This window comes from Kribbella endophytica, assembly GCF_054781295.1.
Genome location: NZ_BAAGUR010000001.1, coordinates 1,051,607 through 1,070,721 on the forward strand (window position 1 = coordinate 1,051,607; position 19,115 = coordinate 1,070,721).

At 69.6% G+C, this 19,115-nt stretch carries 18 protein-coding genes; 13 read left to right on the forward strand and 5 right to left on the reverse strand.

Going from position 1 to position 19,115, the window contains the following annotated elements; translation table 11 throughout:
- The first annotated feature begins 81 nt into the window (after window positions 1-81).
- Window positions 82-468, forward strand: coding sequence for a phage holin family protein (locus tag ACYVIO_RS05035; RefSeq protein ID WP_460649456.1), 387 nt, complete (start codon window positions 82-84; stop codon window positions 466-468).
- Window positions 469-481: 13 nt separating this feature from the next.
- A complete protein-coding gene (locus tag ACYVIO_RS05040) occupies window positions 482-919 on the forward strand; it encodes a low molecular weight protein-tyrosine-phosphatase (RefSeq protein ID WP_460649457.1) in 438 nt (145 codons plus the stop codon).
- Between the two features lie 4 nt (window positions 920-923).
- Here ACYVIO_RS05040 and ACYVIO_RS05045 read toward each other — a convergent pair whose 3' ends face one another.
- Window positions 924-2,135: a pyrophosphate--fructose-6-phosphate 1-phosphotransferase gene (locus ACYVIO_RS05045; RefSeq protein ID WP_460649458.1), complete on the reverse strand. Its 1,212-nt coding sequence runs from the start codon at window positions 2,133-2,135 to the stop codon at window positions 924-926.
- A 181-nt stretch (window positions 2,136-2,316) separates the two neighbouring features.
- On the opposite strand from ACYVIO_RS05045, the gene ACYVIO_RS05050 reads away from it, so the two are divergent.
- The gene (locus ACYVIO_RS05050; protein ID WP_460649459.1) at window positions 2,317-3,315 is read left to right on the forward strand and encodes a hypothetical protein; all 999 of its coding nucleotides are present in this window, start codon (window positions 2,317-2,319) and stop codon (window positions 3,313-3,315) included.
- On the opposite strand, the gene ACYVIO_RS05055 is transcribed toward ACYVIO_RS05050, so the two are convergent.
- On the reverse strand, window positions 3,277-3,714 hold the full coding sequence (locus ACYVIO_RS05055; RefSeq protein WP_460649460.1) for an Lrp/AsnC family transcriptional regulator: 438 nt from the start codon (window positions 3,712-3,714) through the stop codon (window positions 3,277-3,279). The two genes, ACYVIO_RS05050 and ACYVIO_RS05055, sit on opposite strands and share 39 nt — an antisense overlap.
- Before the next feature lie 106 nt (window positions 3,715-3,820).
- On the opposite strand from ACYVIO_RS05055, the gene ACYVIO_RS05060 reads away from it, so the two are divergent.
- Window positions 3,821-4,720, forward strand: a complete 900-nt coding sequence (locus ACYVIO_RS05060) for a DMT family transporter (protein ID WP_460649461.1) — start codon at window positions 3,821-3,823, stop codon at window positions 4,718-4,720.
- Window positions 4,717-5,697, forward strand: a complete 981-nt coding sequence (locus ACYVIO_RS05065; RefSeq protein WP_460649462.1) for an LLM class F420-dependent oxidoreductase — start codon at window positions 4,717-4,719, stop codon at window positions 5,695-5,697. Before ACYVIO_RS05060 ends, ACYVIO_RS05065 begins: the two co-directional genes overlap by 4 nt.
- Here the strand turns inward: ACYVIO_RS05065 and ACYVIO_RS05070 are convergent.
- Window positions 5,687-6,679 (reverse strand): acetamidase/formamidase family protein, encoded by a 993-nt coding sequence (locus ACYVIO_RS05070; RefSeq protein WP_460649463.1) that lies wholly within the window; start codon window positions 6,677-6,679, stop codon window positions 5,687-5,689. The genes ACYVIO_RS05065 and ACYVIO_RS05070 overlap by 11 nt on opposite strands.
- Before the next feature lie 125 nt (window positions 6,680-6,804).
- On the opposite strand from ACYVIO_RS05070, the gene ACYVIO_RS05075 reads away from it, so the two are divergent.
- The 6 genes from ACYVIO_RS05075 (at window position 6,805) to ACYVIO_RS05100 (ending at window position 13,999) form a co-directional block, all read left to right on the forward strand.
- Window positions 6,805-7,497 carry a response regulator transcription factor gene (locus ACYVIO_RS05075; RefSeq protein WP_184800369.1) on the forward strand — a complete coding sequence of 231 codons (693 nt, stop codon included), beginning with the start codon at window positions 6,805-6,807 and terminating at the stop codon, window positions 7,495-7,497.
- 332 nt (window positions 7,498-7,829) lie between these two features.
- Window positions 7,830-9,305, forward strand: coding sequence for a sensor histidine kinase (locus ACYVIO_RS05080; protein WP_460649464.1), 1,476 nt, complete (start codon window positions 7,830-7,832; stop codon window positions 9,303-9,305).
- 164 nt (window positions 9,306-9,469) lie between these two features.
- Window positions 9,470-10,882: a S1C family serine protease gene (locus ACYVIO_RS05085; RefSeq protein WP_460649465.1), complete on the forward strand. Its 1,413-nt coding sequence runs from the start codon at window positions 9,470-9,472 to the stop codon at window positions 10,880-10,882.
- A 524-nt stretch (window positions 10,883-11,406) separates the two neighbouring features.
- Window positions 11,407-12,726, forward strand: coding sequence for a carbohydrate-binding protein (locus ACYVIO_RS05090; protein ID WP_460649466.1), 1,320 nt, complete (start codon window positions 11,407-11,409; stop codon window positions 12,724-12,726).
- 47 nt (window positions 12,727-12,773) lie between these two features.
- Window positions 12,774-13,289: a DinB family protein gene (locus tag ACYVIO_RS05095; protein ID WP_460649467.1), complete on the forward strand. Its 516-nt coding sequence runs from the start codon at window positions 12,774-12,776 to the stop codon at window positions 13,287-13,289.
- A 5-nt stretch (window positions 13,290-13,294) separates the two neighbouring features.
- Window positions 13,295-13,999: a pirin family protein gene (locus ACYVIO_RS05100; RefSeq protein WP_460649468.1), complete on the forward strand. Its 705-nt coding sequence runs from the start codon at window positions 13,295-13,297 to the stop codon at window positions 13,997-13,999.
- Here ACYVIO_RS05100 and ACYVIO_RS05105 read toward each other — a convergent pair.
- Complete coding sequence (locus ACYVIO_RS05105; RefSeq protein ID WP_460649469.1) at window positions 13,996-14,310, reverse strand: L-rhamnose mutarotase; 315 nt, start codon at window positions 14,308-14,310, stop codon at window positions 13,996-13,998. The genes ACYVIO_RS05100 and ACYVIO_RS05105 overlap by 4 nt on opposite strands.
- 125 nt (window positions 14,311-14,435) lie before the next feature.
- Here ACYVIO_RS05105 and ACYVIO_RS05110 point away from each other — a divergent pair, with 125 nt between their 5' ends.
- Window positions 14,436-15,236, forward strand: coding sequence for a VOC family protein (locus ACYVIO_RS05110; RefSeq protein ID WP_460649470.1), 801 nt, complete (start codon window positions 14,436-14,438; stop codon window positions 15,234-15,236).
- A gap of 130 nt (window positions 15,237-15,366) precedes the next feature.
- Complete coding sequence (locus ACYVIO_RS05115; protein WP_460649471.1) at window positions 15,367-17,274, forward strand: penicillin-binding transpeptidase domain-containing protein; 1,908 nt, start codon at window positions 15,367-15,369, stop codon at window positions 17,272-17,274.
- 51 nt (window positions 17,275-17,325) lie between these two features.
- Here ACYVIO_RS05115 and ACYVIO_RS05120 read toward each other — a convergent pair whose 3' ends face one another.
- Window positions 17,326-19,053 carry an AAA family ATPase gene (locus ACYVIO_RS05120; protein WP_460649472.1) on the reverse strand — a complete coding sequence of 576 codons (1,728 nt, stop codon included), beginning with the start codon at window positions 19,051-19,053 and terminating at the stop codon, window positions 17,326-17,328.
- Window positions 19,054-19,115: the final 62 nt, after the last annotated feature.

Sequence of the window (19,115 nt, forward strand, 5' to 3'; positions counted from 1 at the left end):
GTCATTAGCCTGTCAAGACTCGGGACGGCTCAGGGTCCCGGCTGAGCGGTCGCGGCACCCGGGGATGGGAGGATCGGAGGTATGAAGAACCTGATCATCAAGTTGCTGGCGAACGCCGTGGCACTGGCGGTGGCGAGCTGGGTCGTCGGGGGGATCACGCTGGAGGGGGCGACCACCAGCAAGCGCGTGCTCACGCTGCTGATCGTCGCGGCCATCTTCGGCGTCGTGAACGCGGTCGTGAAGCCGATCGCCAAGCTGCTCTCGCTGCCGTTCATCATCCTGACGCTGGGCCTGCTGATCTTCGTGATCAACGCCCTGATGCTGCTGCTGACCTCCTGGATCACCGGCAAGCTCGACGTCCAGTTCCACGTCGACGGGTTCGTCGCGGCGCTGCTCGGCTCCCTGGTGATCACGCTGGTCGGCGTCCTGCTGAACGCCGTACTGCCGGACAAGGCCGAGATCCACTGACATGAGTCCCGCGGTGAGGCGCGTCGAGGTGGTCTGCACGGGCAACATCTGCCGCTCGCCGGTCGGCGAGATCGTCCTGCGCGCCAAGCTGGCCGAGGCGGGTCTGACCGATGTCGTGGTGACCAGTTCGGGGACGAGCGGCTGGCACATCGGCGACCCGATGGACTCGCGCGCCGCCGCCGCTCTGGCCAGACGCGGGTACGACGGGAGCGCGCACCGCGCGCAGGAGTTCCGCAGCTGCTGGTTCGCCGAGCGCGACCTCGTGCTCGCGATGGACTCGGGTCACCTGTCCGCGCTGAACCGCCGCCTCGGCACCGAGGCCGTGGCGGTCGAGCTGTTCGCGGACGTCGACGTACCGGACCCGTACTACGGCGAGGACGAAGGCTTCGACGACGTGCTCGACCAGATCGAGAAAGCCGCGGACACCTGGGTCGCGCGGCTTTCTCGCTGAGTCCTTACGGCTGGCCGATCTCCGCCTTCAGCGCGGTGAACCAGTCGGTCTCCGGGTCGAACTCCTTGCCGCCGGCGATCCGCGGGAACTCGATCGCGCGCAGCTCGTCGCCGCGCTCCTCGTCGTGGCCGACGACGCCGGACTCGCCGCGCAGCGCCGCGTCCACGGCGTAGTCGGTGCACTCCTTGATCAGCGCCAGGTCCTTGTCGTTGGCGGCGGCCGAGCGGCTGAAGTACCCGCTCTTCTGCACCATCGTCTTCTCGGCGCCGATCCGCTCCGCGAACTGCTTGGCGAACCAGGCGCCCGGGTTGATCGTGTCCAGCTTGACGTGACCGAACGGGTCCCGGCCGACCTCCTCGCCGCGGGCCTCGAGCTCGGCGACGATCGCCGGTACGCCGGCCCCCTCGGACAGGAAGATGTTGACGCAGTCGTTCTCGTCCATGACGGCCTTCAGGCGCTCGGCCTCGGCGTCCAGGTCGATCGTTGCCTCCGGCACGTACACCGCGTGCACGTCCCAGCCGCCGGAGGTCAGGCCGATGCCCGGGTTCCACTCCTGCGCCTTGATCCACTCGCGGTAGGCCAGCGCGGTGGCGGCGGTGAGCCAGCCACAGTTGCGGCCCATCACCTCGTGGACGACGAGCATCCGCGGGTTCGAGCTGTGCTCGGCGACCACGTTGCGGGCGAACAGCGCGCCCTGCTCCGCGGCGGTCCAGGCACCGAGGCTCTGCCGGATCGGCACCACGTCGTTGTCGATCGTCTTCGGCAGGCCGACCACGGTCAGGTCGTAGTCGTGCTCGTGCAGGTACGCCGCGAGGTCGGCGGCGGTCGTGTTGGTGTCGTCGCCGCCGATCGTGTGCAGCACGTCGACGCCGTCGGCGACCAGCCGCTCGGCCGCGACCTGCAGGGCGTTCTGCCCGTCGGCGATCAGGCCGCGCTTGACCAGGTCGGCGGTGTTGGTCAGCTTGACCCGGCTGTTGCCGATCGGGCTGCCGCCGAACTGGTGCAGCAGGCCGGCCTTGGCCCGCACCTCGGGCGTCACGTCGACGTACCGGCCGCTGAGCAGACCGTGGTAGCCGTTCAGGTATCCGATGATCTCCACGTCCGGCGCCACGGCGGTGTAGCGCTGGATCAGTCCGCCGACGGCGGACGACAGGCAGGGCGCGAGCCCACCCGCGGTGAGAAGGGCAACTCTGCGGACAGGCTTGTCGGCAGCCATGGGTCGGGTCCTTCCGAAGGTCGCTGAAGTCGCTCCCAGCGTAGTGAGGCAGACCACTTCCAGCGCTGGTCGGGGCCCATCAGGCGGACAGCACCGACCGAAGTACCCGGTCGGTCCGACTTAGGTCTTGTTCGCCGCCGCCGGTCTTTCGCCGGGTCCGGGCGGCGACAAGACTGCGGAGATGGGTCTGCAGCTGCACGGCATCTCGTACGTTCCCGCGCCCGATCCGGACGCCGTACGGCGGGATCTGCGCGCGATCGACGAGGACCTGCACTGCGACACGGTGATGCTGATCGAGTCCGATCCGGAGCGGCATCGGGCTGCCGCGTCGTACGCGCTGGAGCTCGGGCTCGACGTGTGGATCCGGCCGTACCTGGAGGACCGGCCGCACCACGAGATCCTGGCGCACCTGGCCCGGACGGCGGTGATGGCCGAGGAGCTGCGGGAGCGCTATCCGGGTCGCGTCACGCTGCTGGTCGGCAGTGAGTTCTCGCTGAGCGCGCCGGGGATGATCCCGGGACCGCGGATCTGGCTGCGGGTCCAGGTGCTCGTGCGCTGGCGGCGGTTCTTCGATCGCCGGATCACGCGCAAGCTCGGCGTACTGCTGAAGGCGGCGCTGGCGACCGCGCGGGAGTCGTTCCACGGGCCGGTCAGCTACGCGGCCGGCTACTGGGAGCAGGTCGACTGGTCGGGCTTCGATGTGGTCGGGGTGAACCTGTACCGCTTCGGCGACGACGCTTCGGCGTACGAGCGACAGCTGGACGCGTTGATCTCGGAGTCGAGCAAGCCGGTGGTGATCACGGAGTTCGGTTGCGGCTCGTTCGTCGGGGCCGACCGGCGTGGGCCCGGATCGTTCCTGATCGTGAACTGGTTCGCGTCGCCGCCGCGGGTCAAGGAGGGGTACCAGCGCGACGAGGCGACCCAGGCGGCGTACCTGGGCGAACTGATCGACCTGTACGACGGGCGCCGCGTGCACGGGTGTTTCGTCTTCACCTACGCGATGCAGGACTTCCCGCACTGGTCCGACCCGCTGTTCGACCTGGACATGGCCGGCTTCGGCGTCGTGAAGATCCCGGCGCACGACCTCGAGCGCCGCGAGCCGAAGGAGTCGTTCGCGACCGTGGCTCGTAAGTACGCCGGGTCAGCGCAGCGGGACCGCGCGGGGCGGGACGGGAGTTGAGACGACGAACGAGCTGTTCGTCGAGCCGTGCACGTTGAGCTTGTCCAGCAGCCCTTCCAGGGCGTCGATCGCGGGGACCTGCACCCGGATCAGGAAGCAGTCCTCGCCGGAGATCCGGTGGCACTCGACCACCTCGGGCGTCGCCTGGGCCAGCTCGACGATCCGCGGAATCTGCCCGGGGCCAGGCTTGAGCCGCACCCAGGCCGCGACCGGCAGACCGAGCGCGGCGGGATCCAGATCGAGCCGGTAGCCGCGAATCACCCCCGACTCCTCCAGCCGCGTGACCCGCTCGCGCACGGTCGGCGCCGAGACCCCGAGCCGGCGCGCGAGCTCGGTCGTCCGCAGCCGAGGATCGGCCGTCAATTCGGTCAGCAACCGCTCGTTGAGCTCATCCATCATCCCGAAAGTATATCTGCCCTCGTGCTTCTGTTCTCTCAAGTAGAAACCATCAATCACCTTCAAAACGCCATGTCGGTGCCCGCTAATACTTTCTAATGTTGACCCCGTGAAGAACCTGCTCGCCCCCACCGCCGCCGCGATCACCGTCGTGCTCTGGGCCTCCTCCTTCGTCGCCATCCGCCACGCCGGCACCGAGTTCTCCGCCGGCCCCCTCTCCCTAGCCCGCCTCCTGGTCGGCAGCATCCTGCTCGGCGCCTTCCTCTACCTCCAGCCGGCCGGCCGCCGCTGGCAACGCCCGGCACGACGCGACTGGCCGCTGCTACTGGCCTGCGGCCTGCTCTGGTTCGGCGTCTACAACCTCACGCTCAACGAGGCCGAACGCCGCCTCGACGCCGGCACCGCGGCGATGCTCGTCCACATCGCTCCCCTGCTGATCGCCCTGCTGGCCGGGCTCACGCTCGGCGAAGGCTTCCCGCGCCCGCTCGTGATCGGCAGCCTGGTCGCGTTCGCCGGCGTCGTGGTGATCGGTACGTCGACCTCCACCGGCCGCACGGAGACCTGGGGCGTCGTCCTCTGCGTCGCCGCCGCCATCTCGTACGCCGTGGGCGTGGTCACCCAGAAACCGTTGCTCGGCCGCCTTCCCGCCGCCCAGGTCACCTGGATCGCCTGCACGATCGGCGCGGTCGTCTGCCTGCCGTTCGCCCCGGGCCTGCTCGACGAGCTCCGGACCGCGAGCGCCGGGACGATCTGGTGGGTCGTCTACCTCGGCGCGTTCCCGACCGCGCTCGGCTTCACCACCTGGGCCTTCGCACTGCGCCGTTCCACCGCCGGCCGGATGGGCGTCACCGTGTACGCCGTACCGGTCGTTGCCATCGGCCTCGGTTGGCTCTTCCTCGCCGAAACCCCGGCCGGCCTGGCGATCGCGGGCGGCGCGCTCTGCCTCGTCGGCGTCGCGATCTCCCGACGTAAGGACACCGTTTCCCGAGTGAAGGAGCCGGCACGATGAAATTCGGACTCTTCGTCCCGCAGGGCTGGCGGATGGACCTCGTCGAGCTGAGCGACCCGATCGAGCAGTGGGAGGCTATGACCGCCGTCGCCCGCGCCGCCGACGCCGGGCCCTGGGACTCGATCTGGCTGTTCGACCACTTCCACACCGTGCCCGAACCTGTCCGCGAGACCGTCTTCGAAGCCTGGACAACCACCGCTGCCCTGGCGCGGGACACGCACCGGGTGAAGCTCGGCCAGATGGTCGGCTGCAACGGATATCGCAACCCCGCCCTCTACGCGAAGATGGCCGCGACCGTCGACGTCGCCAGCCACGGCCGCCTGTACGCCGGGATCGGGGCGGGCTGGTCGGAGCACGAGTGGACGGCATACGGGTATCCCTGGACCAGCCTCAAGGACCGGATGGGTTCGTTCACCGAGTCCGTCGAGCTGATCCACCGGCTGTGGACCGAGGACGACGTCGTCTTCCACGGCAAGTACCACTCGGTCGACAAGCCGTTCGTCGAGCCGCGGCGCAAGCCACCGCTGTGGATCGGCGGCGGCGGTGAGAAGGTCACGCTCAAGCTGGTCGCGCAGTACGCCGACGCCTGCAACTTCGGCACCGGCGTCGTCGACACGATCAAGCGCAAGCTCGCCGTACTGCGGAAGCACTGCGACGCGGTCGGTCGCGACTACGACGCGATCGTGAAGTCGACGAGCATCAACGTGTTCCCGGTCGAGGCCGGCGCCGACCCGGTCGCCGCGACGGCGAAGGCTCGGGGTCGCTACACGCTGGACGAGTTCCGCGAGATCGGCAACGGGGGTGGACTCGAAGGGCTGCGGGCCGAGCTCGTGACGGCCAAGGAGCTGCGGATCCAGCTGGAGCAGCTGGCGGAGATCGGGATCGAGTACGTGATCGCTTACATTCCGGGCATTGCCTACGACCACGAACCGCTGCAGCGGTTCGCGGAGGACGTCGTACCGGCGTTCAGCTCTTGATGCTGCGCAGCTGGGCGTGGACGCCGCCGTACGCCTCGGTCTTGGGCAGAAGGCGCTTCGGGACCTTGGTGACGACGCTGTAGTTGGCGTCGACCACGTTGGCCAGCGGGACCTCGCTGATCTGGCTCAGGAGTTGGTACGCGTCCAGCTTGTCGAGGCCGTACAGCTCACCGAGCCAGCCGACCATGTCGACCTGCCCGGCCCGCCAGGCGTCCTCCAGCGGGCGGGCGGACCCGACGACGGCCAGGTAGTCGTCGGTCTCCAGCCGCGGCCAGGCCGGGCCGGGCGTCTTGATCAGGTCGACCAGCATGACCACGTTCATCGCGCCTTCGACCGCCGTACCGCAGGACTCGCCTTCACCCTGGCGGTAGTGGCCGTCGCCGACCGAGAACAGGGCGCCTTCGACGTTGACGCGCAGGTAGCACGTCGTACCGGCCTTCATCTCGGGCGTGTCCATGTTGCCGCCGAAGTAGTCCGGGACGAGGGACGAGCGGACCTCGAAGGCCGCCGGGGCCACGCCGACCGTGCCGAGCATCGTGTTGATCGGCAGCGCGAGCTCGAAGTCGCTGCCCTGGGCCTGGAAGCCGACAGTCTGCTTGGCGGTGTCGATCTCGTAGATCCAGGTGCGCTCCGGCAGCGGGTCCTGCAGGGTGGCCGTCTTGTCGGTGCTGGTCAGGCCGCCGAAGAAGGGGATCGTCGCCGACGCGCCCCAGGTGCGGGCCGGGGTCAGCTCGACGAAGTGCAGCGCGAGCGTGTCGCCGGGCTCGGCGCCCTCGACGTAGAACGGACCGGTCTGCGGGTTCACGAACGGCATGTTCAGGCTGGCGCTGGCCAGGTCCTCGGTGCTGCGCAGGCGACCCGAGAACGCGTCCTCGGTCCAGAGCTTGAGGAGGCTGCCGGGGGTGACCCGGCGGACCGGGGCGGCACCGCCGAAGGTCCAGGTGAGCTGCTCGGCCTCAGGGGAGAACTCGACGATGTCCACGCGGAAAAGCTACGCCTGGTGATCGCTCTTCGCGACTGATCAGCGGGTTCTCAGCCGTTTCTCAAACTGACGGCCTAGGCTCGTGCGACGGAGCAGGTTCTGTGGATTCGAGCGGGGAGCTGGCGATGCGGGTACTGGTGGTGGACGACGACCGGGCGGTCCGGGACTCGCTGCGCCGTTCGCTGGAGTTCAACGACTTCGAGGTCGTGACGGCCTCCGACGGCGCCGAGGCGCTCGCCGTGATCGGCAACGTCGAGCCCGACGTGGTCGTGATGGACGTGATGATGCCGCGCCTCGACGGGCTGGAGACCACGAAGGCACTGCGGGCCGCAGGCAACAACGTGCCGATCCTGGTGCTGACCGCGCGCGACGCGGTCGCCGACCGGGTCGACGGCCTGGACGCCGGCGGCGACGACTACCTGACCAAGCCGTTCGCGCTGGAGGAGCTGCTCGCCCGCCTGCGCGCCCTGCTCCGCCGCAGCGCGACGCCTGGCGAGGGCGGGCCGCGCGGCGAGGTCTTGCAGTACGCCGACCTGGTGGTCGACGTGGACGCGCACGAGGTCCACCGCGGCGACGTCGCGATCCAGCTGACCCGCACCGAGTTCTCGCTGCTGGAGCTGCTGATCCGCAACCCGCGCCGGGTCCTCGAACGCGCCGTCATCCTGGACGCCGTCTGGGGCTACGACTTCCCGACCACCGCCAACTCCCTCGAGGTCTACGTCGGCTACCTCCGCCGCAAGACCGAGGTCAACGGCCTACCCCGCCTGATCCACACCGTCCGAGGCATCGGCTACGTCCTCAGGGACACCCCACCGTGAGCTCGGAACCCCCAGACCTTCCGTCGTACGCCGGCAGCGGCCGCATCCCGCCGACGCCGAGCCCCAGGCCTACGTCGCCGGGGTCGTCGACGCCTGGCGCCCCGGGGCCGGGAGGCCCCGTCGGGAACGCACCCGGCGGAGGCGGCCCGGGCGCGCCCGGCTCGGGCGCCGGAGCGCAGGGCCCGGCAGGTGCTGGCGGGAACGCAATCGGCGGCGGCTCGGGCGTGCCCGTGCCTCAGACGCAGGGGCCGGGGAACACCTCCGGCTCGGGCGGCCCAGATGATTCCGCCTCGAATACCCCGAAGGCTTGGCTCAACGGCAACGGGACCCGGATGGCTGCGACTGCTGCCCGGACGCAGAGCTGGTGGCAGGAGAAGCTGCACCGGCTGAGCCTGCACGCCCGCGTGACGCTGCTGGCTGCAGTGGCTGTGGGCTTCGCCGTCGCACTGGTGAGCGTCTCGGCGTACGTGACCGTCCGCCAGCAGATGTACCAAAACCTCGACAACAGCCTGACCGACCGCGCGGCGCAGGCGGCCAACCGCGGCATCCTGACCAGGCTGGACAACCTGCAGGGCGTCTCCCCCGACGCACTCGGCCTGAGCGACATCAAGCTCGGCCTGTACGCCGCGGACGGCCAGCAGTTCGGTGCCGACCCGCAGTACCTGCCTCCGATGGGCCCGGCCGAACTGCAGGTCGCGGTCGACCAGGGCGACGAAGCCAGCATCCGCACCGTGGGGGTCCGCAACGGCGGTCACTTCCGTGTTGTCGCCGTACCGGCGATGTTCTGCCCGCTCCTCAACACCACTTGCGCCAGGAGCCAGCTCGAGCCCGGCGCGCTCGTGGTCGCGCAGTCGCTCGACTCGATCGACCGGACCCTGCACAACCTCGGGATCGTGCTCTGGGCCTTCGGGCTCGTCGGTGTCATCGGCGCCGCCCTCGCCGGGAACGCGATCGCCCAATCGGGCCTCAGGCCGCTGACCCGCTTGACCGGCGCCGCCGAGCACGTCGCCCGCACGGAAGAGCTGCGCCCGATCCCAGTCACAGGCTCGGACGAGATCTCCCGCCTCGCCCAGGCGTTCAACGCGATGCTGCAAGCCCTGGCGCGCTCTCAGGATCGCCAGCGAAGACTCGTTGGCGACGCCGGCCACGAGCTACGCACCCCACTGACGAGCATCCGCACCAACCTCGACCTGTTGGCCCAAGCCGACAAGCGCGGCGGGCTGCGGCCGGACGACCGGCAGCAGCTGCTGGACGACGTACGAGCGCAGATGGACGAACTGACCACGCTCATCGGCGACCTGACCGAGCTCGCGCGCGACACCCCGCAGGTCCGCGACGCCGAACTGATCGAGCTGTCGAACGTGGTCGAGGACGCCGTACTGAAGGTACGCCGACGCGCTCCGGGCCTGGAGTGGGACGTCCAACTGGCGCCGTTCCCCGTCTGGGGCGACGAGCGGCTGCTCGGTCGCGCGGTGACGAACCTGCTCGACAACGCCGCGAAGTACAGCACCCCCGACACCCAGCCCGCCGCCGGCGAACCGCGCTCCCGGGTGATCGTCCGCCTGCGCGACGGCGTACTGACCGTCACCGACAGCGGCCCCGGCATCGCCGAAGCCGACCTGCCCCACGTGTTCGAGCGCTTCTACCGCTCCAGCGAAGCCCGCAGCCGCCCCGGCTCCGGCCTGGGCCTGGCGATCGTGAAGCACGCAGCCGAACAACACGGCGGCATGATCTACGCCCGCAACGCCCCCACCGGCGGAGCCCAGTTCACCCTCTGGCTCCCCCACGCCGCCACCCAGTCCCGCTGACTCTCTTCTTCTCTACCGATTGGAAGAGAAGAAGAGAATTGGTACTGCCGGCTGTTCCTCTTCACAGGTTCGTCACAGGATCCTCAGGGAAGGCTCACGGAGTTCTTTGGCTGCTCTGACGGGATCTTCAGGGCTCTCTCAGGTCCGGCGCTCATGGTTGACCCATGACCGAGAACCAGCCGCACCAGCCGCAGAACCAGCCCGGGAACGACACCCCGGCGCAGGGTTCGACGTACGGGAACCAGCCCCCGCAGGGGACGCCGTCGTACGGCTCGAGTCCGCAGGAGCGTACTCAGCAGCTGCCGACGACCGGCTACGGCCAGCACGCGCAGCAGCAGTACGCGCCGCAGGGCCAGGGGCGATACCAAGGCGGTCAGTTCGGTACGACCGGGACGCATCAGGGGGCGTCGCCGGGTACCAACTGGCCACCACCGTTCGGCCCGCAGCAGCCGGCTCAGCCGGAGTCTCCCAAGCCGAAGCGGCGCGGGCTGGCTCTGGTGGCACTGACCGCACTCCTGGTCGGGACCGCGGGCGGCGTGGGTGGTGCGGCTGTTTACTCGGCCACGAACGACAACAGCTCGACTCCGTCGGTGACCGCTCCGCTGAACGGCGGACAGGCGGCGCCTGCGTCCGCACCGAACGGCTCGGTGCAGCAGGCCGCGGCCAAGGTGCTGCCGAGCGTGGTGAAGATCGCCTTCACCACCTCGCAGGGCAGCGGCACCGGCTCGGGCATCGTGATCAGCAAGGACGGCCTGATCGTCACCAACAACCACGTGGTTGCCGGTGCCGGCCAGGGCGGCAAGCTGAGCGTGATCCTGAACGACGGCCGCACGGTCTCCGCGACCGTGGTCGGCACCGACCCGCTGACCGACCTCGCGGTGATCCGCGCCGACGCCAAGGACCTGACGCCTGCCGCTCTCGGCAGCAGCGGGAACCTGGCCGTCGGGCAGGGTGTGGTCGCGATCGGTTCGCCGTTCGGCCTCGACGCCACTGTGACGAGTGGGATCGTCTCGGCCCTGAACCGCCCGGTCACCTCGGGCGGCGAGGAGCAGGACAGTACGACGGTTTTCCCAGCCGTACAGACGGACGCCGCGATCAATCCGGGCAACTCCGGCGGCGCCCTCATCGACCTCGCCGGCCAGGTGGTCGGAATCAACAGCGCGATCAAAACCGCCGGAGGATCGGGACAATCCGAAGGCGGAAACATCGGCCTGGGCTTCGCAATCCCGATCGACCAGGCCAAGCCGATCATCGACGAGCTGGTGGCCAAGGGCAAGGCCACACATGCGCGGCTCGGAGTGCAGGTCGGCAACGCGCAGTCTTCCGACGGGCTCACACAAGGAGCAACCCTCGGCGAGGTGACGTCCGGCGGTGCGGCGGACAAGGCCGGCCTGAAGAGCGGTGACGTGGTCACCGCGGTAGACGGCAAGGCGATTGCGTCAGGGGACGCGTTGGTCGCCGCGGTCCGTTCGCACCGCCCGGACGATGAAGTCACGATCACCTACAACCGCTCCGGCCAGACCGGCCAGACGGCAAAGGCGAAGCTCGGCTCCGACAACGGCAACCCCACGGGGTAGGACGTCGGGTGCCGGGGGCCCCTCCTCCCCCAGCACCCGCACCACGAACCGGGACTCCGGCCGCCCACCGAGCGGCCGGAGTCCCGTTCTGCTGGTACCACCGGGTGGCATCACGCCCATCGGCCGCGCCTCACCCTCTCCATAGGCGTGCGCGGCGATCCCACGAGCCCACCAACCGGGGTCGGGCGCAGCCAATCGGCCGTGCACCCCACGTCCCCGCCAACGCGTCCGCCACCTGTCCACAGAGGTGGGCGGGTGGGCGAGCCCACGAGCACCACCAGCCGCAGTCGGGCGCAGCCAATCGGCCGTGCACCCCACACGCCCCCATCAACGCGTGCACCACCTCTCCACAGAGGTGGGCGGGTGGGCGAGCTCACGAGCACCACCGACTGGGTGGGGGCCAAACCGTCAGCCGTCGGCACCGACCGAGCCTGTCGGCTTTCCGACATGTCGTAGCCGCCTGCCTGTCCAACGCCTACCTTGAAGATACGAAAGGTCACTGCGTATTGGACTGAGGAGCGGCCATGAACCGTCGGATCGGGACCGTGTTCGCGAGTGCGATGGCAGCCGGGGTGCTGCTCGCGTCGGCCGGGCTGGTGGCTCAGGCCGGGCAGTCGTCCGTCCAAGCAGCCTGTACGGGGCCGGCCTGGACTGAAGGGGTCAGCTACTCCGTCGGCGCCAAGGTGACCTACCAGAACCGCTCGTACGCCGCGCGCTCCGCGCATACCGCTCATCCCGGCGCAGGCTGGAACCCGGTCGCGGCCCCCTCGCTCTGGCTCGACGAAGGCGCCTGCGACGGCACACCTCCGACAACCCCACCCACCACGCCCCCGACGACCCCACCCACAACCCCGCCGACCACGCCCCCGACCACCCCACCAGGCCAGGCCACCTGCGCGGTGAAGTCCCGCCCGGCCGGCAAAGTGCTGCACGGCTACTGGGAGAACTGGGACGGCGCCTCGAACGGCGTACACCCGCCCTTCGGCTGGACGCCGATCACCGACGCCCGGATCGGCCAGCACGGCTACAACGTGATCAACGCGGCGTTCCCGGTGATCCTGTCCGACGGCACGGTCAAGTGGGAGGACGGGATGGACGCGACCGTGAAGGTCGCGACCCCGGCCGAGATGTGCGCGGCGAAGGCGGCCGGCCAGACCATCCTGCTGTCGATCGGCGGCGCGACCGCGGGGATCGACCTCAGCTCGTCCACCGTCGCCGACCGGTTCGTGGCGACCGTCGTACCGATCCTGAAGGCGTACAACTTCGACGGGATCGACATCGACGTCGAGACCGGCCTGACCGGCAGCGGCAACATCAACCAGCTGTCCGCCTCGCAGGCCAACCTGATCCGCATCATCGACGGCGTGCTGGCCCAGATGCCGTCGAACTTCGGCCTGACGATGGCGCCCGAGACGGCGTACGTCACCGGCGGCAGCGTCACCTACGGCTCGATCTGGGGCTCGTACCTCCCGATCATCAAGAAGTACGCCGACAACGGCCGCCTGTGGTGGCTGAACATGCAGTACTACAACGGCAGCATGTACGGCTGCTCCGGCGACTCGTACTCCGCGGGCACCGTCCAGGGCTTCGTCGCCCAGACCACCTGCCTCAACAACGGCCTGGTCATCCAGGGCGTCACCATCCGCGTCCCGTACGACAAGCAGGTGCCCGGCCTGCCCGCCCAGAACGGCGCCGGCGGCGGGTACATGTCACCGTCGCTGGTCTCCCAGTCCTGGAACAGCTTCAACGGTCAGCTCAAGGGCCTGATGACCTGGTCGATCAACTGGGACGGCTCGAAGAACTGGACCTTCGGCGACAACGTCAAGTCGCTCCAGGGCCGCTGACGTCTAATTGTGTCGCGGGCGGACCGAGCGCCGAGTACGGTCCGCCCATGACGTTTTCTCGCGAGCGGCCGCCGTTTGTTGCTGATGAGCGGACCCAGTTGGTCGGGTGGCTGGATCAGCAGCGGGCGCTGGTGCGGTGGAAGTGCGAAGGGCTGGCCGAGGCCGACGAGAAGCGGGTGGTGCTGCCGACGTCGCCGATGATGACGGTGGCCGGGCTGGTCTCGCACATGCGCTGGACCGAGCACTGCTGGTTCGAGGTGCTGTTCCTGAACGCCTCGTCGGCGGAGAATCCGCAGTTCGACGAGTCGTTGCCCGAGGACGCCGACATGATGCCCGAGGCGCCGCTGAAGCAGTTGCTGGACGACTTCGAGGCGCAGTGCGAGCGGTCGAACGCAATCATCGCGGCGCACGCGCTGGACGAGACCGGGCAGCACCCCGAGTTCGGGTCGGCCAAGGCGACGCTGCGCTGGATGATCCTGCACATGATCGAGGAGACCGCGCGTCACGTCGGTCACCTCGACACGATCCGCGAGCTGCTCGACGGCGAGAAGGGGTATTACTAGTCGGTGTGAGCATCGACGTACGCCGTGCGGGTGACCGGTTCCTGACCGAGGAGGACTGGCTGCGGTCGCGGCACTCGTTCTCGTTCGGCCCGTACTACGACCCGGCGAACGTCGGGTTCGGCGCGCTGCTCGTGCACAACGACGAAGTGGTTGCCCCCGGCACCGGATTCGACCCGCACCCGCACCAGGACCTGGAGATCGTCACCTGGGTCCTGAGCGGTGCCCTCGTGCACCAGGACTCCGAGGGGCACAGCGGCATCGTCTACCCCGGCCTCGCGCAGCGGATGAGCGCGGGCAGCGGGATCCGGCACTCGGAGAAGAACGACGCGGGCGAGCCGGTCCGCTACATCCAGATGTGGGTCCGCCCCGACGAGCTCGACCTCGCGCCGTCGTACGAGCAGAAGGAAGCCGAGCTCGGCACCGGCGAACTGGTCCCGATCGCCTCCGGCCTCCCGAAGCACGCGAGCACGACGGCCATCCGCATCAACCAGAAGGCCGCCGGGATGTCGGTCGCAAGACTCAACCCGTACGACGCGGTGCAGCTGCCCGTCGCGCCGCACGTGCACGTCTTCGTTGCCCTCGGCTCCGTCACCCTCGAAGGCGCCGGCGAACTCCACGAGGCCGACGCCGCGCGCATCGTCGCCGCCGACGGCCAACGCGTCACCGCGGGCGCCGAACCGGCCGAGATCCTCGTCTGGGAGATGCGCTAGTCGGTCTGCAGCGACATGGTCCAGACATGCTGCAGCGGCGCGCCGTTCTCGGCGAACCCCTCGACGAACTGGCTCATGTGCTGCTGCCAGCGCTGGTCGACCGGGTCGTTCGCGAGCTGGGCCACGGCGGCCTCGAAGTCGTCGCACTCGACCAGGTGGAACAGGTCGCGGCCGCTGCGCCAGATGCTCCAGTCGGTGATTCCGGCGTCGTTCATGACAGCGATCAGCTCGGGCCAGACCCGGGCGTGCTCGATCGCGTAGGACTCTTCGGTGCCGGCGATGAGCCGGCTGTGCAGGGCGAGGCGGGTCACAACCGGGGAGAATACGCCCCGGAGTGATCGAACCGTTACCCGGTTCACCGGCGATCGCCTCGACGTGACCTGCCCGCCCTGGCAGGTTAAGGCCCTCCGGTAACCGATTCCCCGCAGGAGCGCGCATGGCCGATCGCACCGCCCCCTGGCCTGCCGGTACGCCGAACTGGGTGGATCTGGCCGCGACCGACGCCCGTGCGGCGACCCGGTTCTACGCCGGACTGTTCGGCTGGGACTGCGAGCACCAGGACAGTCGCGACTACTGGATCTGCCGCGTCGACGGCGAGGACGTCGGCGGCATCGGCAGCAAGCACCCGGGCACCGAGGCCCTGCCCAGCCGCTGGACGACGTACCTGGCGACCGACCACGTCGACCGGACCGCGGCCGCGATCACCGAGGCCGGCGGGCGGCTGCTGCTCGACCCGACCGACGTCTCCGTGCACGGCCGGATGGCGATCGCGACCGACCCGAACGAGGCGATCTTCGGCCTCTGGCAGGCCGCCGACCACATCGGCACCGGCCGCCGTTCGGAGCCGGGCATGCTGGTCTGGAGCGAGGCCCTCAGTCGCGGGTACGACGAAGCGAAGGCGTTCTACACCAAGGTCTTCGGCTACCGCCTGGAGGAGATCGGCACCACGTCGGACTTCGGTCCCGGGGAGCAGTACGCCGACGCCCGGTACGCCGCGCTCTACTCCGCCGGCCGCCCGGTCGCCGGGACCGGCGAGTTCCACCCGGACATGCCGGCCGAGACGCCCGCGCACTGGCTGCCGTACTTCGCGACGGCCGACCTCGACGACACCGTCACCAAGGCCGAACGCACCGGCGGCCGCCTCAGAGGCGACCCGCTCGACACCGACTTCGGCCGGATGGCCGTGCTGACCGACCCGGAGTCGGCGGTGTTCGCGGTGATCCAACTGGCGGTCTGAACCAACCTCCCGGCGTGCTCGCGCGTCGTACTACCGTGGCCCGCCTGAGTATTTTCCCCCTCGTGGCAGGCTGGGCACACGCCGAAGACTGTTCGGAGTGTCAAACCGTCGCCGTGCGAGAGTGGAGATCGTGAAGCGAACTGCTGCCATCGTTTGTCTGAGTGCCCTGATGGTCACCGCTGGTTGTTCCGACAGCAAGTCCGGCGACGGCGGGAAGGCCGACCCGAACGACGAGAAGCAGGCCTCCGCCGAGGTGGTCAAGGCTTTCGCGGCCGGCTGGGTGAAGGCCTGGGCTCCGGACGGCAAGCCCACCGAGGCCGCCGCGCTGACCGACAACCCCGCCACCTTCGGCCCCCGGCTGGACGACGTCGACACCGCGCTGGTCGCGCAGTCGGCCACCGTCACGCCGCAGGGTGACCCGAACTGCGCCGACGACAGCAACTGCACCCAGGACCTCGCCGTCGAGGCCGTACTGCGCGGCATCGGCACGATGAAGTGGACCAGTACGGCGACCGTCGTGAAGACCGGCGACGCCTGGAAGATCAAGGCCTCCGGCGACACCATCTACCCCGGACTCGGTGAGGCCAACTACCTCAAGCGGGTGCGGACCGTGCCGGCTCGGGCGTCGATCCTGGACCGGACCGGTAAGCCGCTGACCACCAACCGCCCGGTCGTCATCGTCGGCGTCGCGTCGGGCAACAAGGCGACCGCGGCGACCTACGCGGCGTTCACCAAGAACCTCGACGTCGACGGCACCAAGCTGTGGAACCGCGCGAAGGCGGCCCCGGCGGGCCAGTTCATCGACGCGATCACGATCCGCGCCGAGGAGTGGGACAAGCTCCGCCCGAAGATGGGCAACCTGCCCGGCGTCCTGACCATGGGCGGCACGCAGTCGCTGCCCGAGAGCTCGACGTTCGCGCGGTCGGTGATCGGCACGATGAAGACCGCGACGGCCGAGACCCTGAAGAACGCGGGCCCGACCGCCTCGAGCTCGGACCAGGTCGGCACCACCGGCCTGCAGTACTCGATGCAGCAGCAGCTGGCCGGCACGCCCGGCGGCCAGGTGAACCTGCGCGACGCCAAGACCAAGATGGTGATCAAGGAGGTGTTCAAGCAGGAGGGCAAGGCCGGTACGCCGGTCCGCACGACGCTGGACACCACCCTGCAGCGCGCCGCCGAGGCCGCGCTGGCCACGAGCAAGCTGCCCGCGTCGCTGGTCGCCGTACAGGCTTCGACCGGTCAGATCCTGGCCGCCGCGAACGGCCCGACCGCGACCAACTACAACCGCGCCTTCCAGGGCCACTACGCGCCGGGCTCGACGTTCAAGATCGTCACCTCGGCCGCGCTGATGGGCGCCGGGCTGACCCAGGCCTCCCCGCTGCCGTGCACCAACACGATCAACGTGTTCGGCAAGTCGTTCAAGAACTACGACGGCCTCGCGCCGTACGGCAACGGCACGATGGAGAAGGCGTTCAACCAGTCCTGCAACACCGCGTTCATCTCGCAGCACGGGCGGCTGGCCAAGGACGGGATGACCAAGGCCGCGGCGATGTTCGGCCTCGGTCAGGAGCTGAAGACCTCGATCCCGGCGTACGGCGGTGAGGTGCCGGCCCCGAAGGACGACGTCGCCGAGGCCGCGTCGATGATCGGCCAGGGCACCGTGACGGCGAGCCCGCTGGGCGTCGCGCTGATCGGCGCCACGGTCAAGCACGGCACCGCGATGAAGCCGGTGCTCGTGACGGGCAAGGACCCGGCCGGCCCGGCGGCGGCACCGTTGCCCCCGGCCACGGCCAACGCACTGCGCGCGATGATGCGGAGCACCGTCACCAACGGCACGGCGTCCGCGCTGGCCAGCACCGGCGTCGCGTCGGGCAAGACCGGTACCGCCGAGGTCGTTGCCAACGGCAAGGTCATCACGAACGGCTGGATGGTCGGCTTCCGCGGCGACGTGGCGTTCGCGGTGATCGTCGAGGGCGGCGTCTCCGGCGGCAAGGCAGCCGGCCCGATCCTGAAGAACTTCCTCACCCGGTTCAAGTAGACCCGGACTTCGTACGACGGCCGCCGGTGCACCCGGCGGCCGTTGTGCTTTTCAGAAGCTGAGGATCTCCTGGATCGCCGACTTCAGGTCCGAGCCGTCCAGCGTGACCAGCTCGAGGTCGGTCGGGAAGCCGGGTGAGTGGAACAGCCGCAGGTCGCGGTGCTTGCCCGCCGTCTCAAGCACGGTCCGGATGAACCGCGCGTTGCCGAGATCGTCGATCCGGCCGTTGGCGCAGACCTGGTCCAGCGCGGCGGTCAGGCTGGCCGCGGCGTCCGGCGTGATGTGGTCGCCCCGGCTGTCGACCAGCCGCAGCGCGATCTCGCGGAGCTGGTCGGCGGTGTAGCGCGGGAAGTCGATCCGGGTCGAGAAGCGGCTGCGCAGCCCCGGGTTCGCCTCGAGGAACTCGGCCATCGGCTCGGAGTACCCGGCGACGATCACCACCAGGCGGTCGCGGTCGTCCTCCATCCGCTTCAGCAGCGTGTCGATCGCCTCGGTGCCGAAGTCGTTGGTGCTCGTGCCCTTCTTCTTCAGCGCGTACGCCTCGTCGATGAACAGCACGCCGTCCAGCGCGTCGTCGACGACCGCGTTGGTCTTCGTGGCGGTCTGGCCGATGAAGTCCGCGACCAGGCCGGACCGGTCGGTCTCGATCACCGTATCCGCGGCGAGCAGCCCGAGCGCGCAGTACAGGCGGGCCACGACGCGAGCGACGGTGGTCTTACCGGTGCCGGGAGGTCCGGCGAAGATCAGGTGGCCGCCGAGCTTGGCGGTCGGCAGGCCGCGTTCGGCGCGCATCAGGCCGGCGCGGACCTGCGCGGCGACCGCGGAGACCTGCTGCTTGACGTCCTGCATGCCGACGTTGCGGTCGAGCTCGTTGAGGATGCCCTGGACCGCGCCCCAGTCCGGCTGACGGTGCAGCGCGGGCGCGGACGGCGAGCCGCGGCGGATGACTGGCGCGGCCGGCGCCGTCGTACCGCGAGATTCCGTACGGCGGGTGCTCAGCCGCACGTTGGAGTCGGCCAGTGCCTCGGAGACCTGGCGATGGGAGTTGTCGCGCTCGTAGACCCACTCGAACTGGCGGATCGCGTTCTGCTCGCGGTCGGTGCCGCGGTAGACGAAGCCGAGGTAGTACTCCGCGTCCACAGCCACGAACGAGTTGAGCTGCTGCCCGGCCGCCTGGCGCAGGATGGTTTCGGCCTCGCTCCACTGCTCGACGGTCGCCAGCAGCATGCCGAGCCGCAACTGTGCCTCGATGCCGAGGTGCCCGTCGGTGGGGATCCGGCGCAGGAGGCCGATCGCGGTCTCGAACTCCGACCGGTTCATCGCGACCGCGGCCTCGAGGAAGTTGCGGCGCAGGTCCTCGATCACCTGGCCGGTCGCCTCAGCCGCTCCCGCGGCGTTGCCCGCACCGAGTCGCCGGAGCGCCTCCGCGTGCCAGACGTGGTCGGTCGTCTCGAGCGAGTGGGTGAACCACCAGCCGGCCCGGAACGACGAACTGAGCCGCCGCTTGTCGGTGTCCCGCTCCTCGCCGAACCGCTTGACGCCCGCGACCATCTTGTCGAGCGCGGTGTCCGCGTCCCCGCCGGCCGCGTGGAACCCGAGCCAGGCATCGGTCATCCCCGGATCCAGCTCGACCGCCTTGGTGAAGTTCTCCAGCGCCGCCGGCTTGTCCACCGTCGCCGCCTTCTCGTCGGCCTTGGCGAACCCCAACTGCCGCGCCCCACGCACCCACAACCCGCGAGCACGACGCCGCCCCAGCAGCCCCGCGGCCTGCTCAGCCATTCCCACACTCCTCGTCGACCGGATCGGGTTGCATCCTCTCATCACAGAATGTCGGCCCCCGG

What these genes read in the sequence shown, in the direction of transcription:
- ACYVIO_RS05035 (WP_460649456.1), top strand. Translation starts at nt 82, where the DNA reads ATGAAGAACCTGATCATCAAGTTGCTGGCGAACGCCGTGGCACTGGCG.
- ACYVIO_RS05045 (WP_460649458.1), bottom strand. Translation starts at nt 2,135, where the DNA reads ATGGCTGCCGACAAGCCTGTCCGCAGAGTTGCCCTTCTCACCGCGGGT.
- ACYVIO_RS05050 (WP_460649459.1), top strand. Translation starts at nt 2,317, where the DNA reads ATGGGTCTGCAGCTGCACGGCATCTCGTACGTTCCCGCGCCCGATCCG.
- ACYVIO_RS05055 (WP_460649460.1), bottom strand. Translation starts at nt 3,714, where the DNA reads ATGATGGATGAGCTCAACGAGCGGTTGCTGACCGAATTGACGGCCGAT.
- ACYVIO_RS05065 (WP_460649462.1), top strand. Translation starts at nt 4,717, where the DNA reads ATGAAATTCGGACTCTTCGTCCCGCAGGGCTGGCGGATGGACCTCGTC.
- ACYVIO_RS05075 (WP_184800369.1), top strand. Translation starts at nt 6,805, where the DNA reads ATGCGGGTACTGGTGGTGGACGACGACCGGGCGGTCCGGGACTCGCTG.
- ACYVIO_RS05080 (WP_460649464.1), top strand. Translation starts at nt 7,830, where the DNA reads ATGGCTGCGACTGCTGCCCGGACGCAGAGCTGGTGGCAGGAGAAGCTG.
- ACYVIO_RS05085 (WP_460649465.1), top strand. Translation starts at nt 9,470, where the DNA reads ATGACCGAGAACCAGCCGCACCAGCCGCAGAACCAGCCCGGGAACGAC.
- ACYVIO_RS05090 (WP_460649466.1), top strand. Translation starts at nt 11,407, where the DNA reads ATGAACCGTCGGATCGGGACCGTGTTCGCGAGTGCGATGGCAGCCGGG.
- ACYVIO_RS05095 (WP_460649467.1), top strand. Translation starts at nt 12,774, where the DNA reads ATGACGTTTTCTCGCGAGCGGCCGCCGTTTGTTGCTGATGAGCGGACC.
- ACYVIO_RS05110 (WP_460649470.1), top strand. Translation starts at nt 14,436, where the DNA reads ATGGCCGATCGCACCGCCCCCTGGCCTGCCGGTACGCCGAACTGGGTG.
- ACYVIO_RS05120 (WP_460649472.1), bottom strand. Translation starts at nt 19,053, where the DNA reads ATGGCTGAGCAGGCCGCGGGGCTGCTGGGGCGGCGTCGTGCTCGCGGG.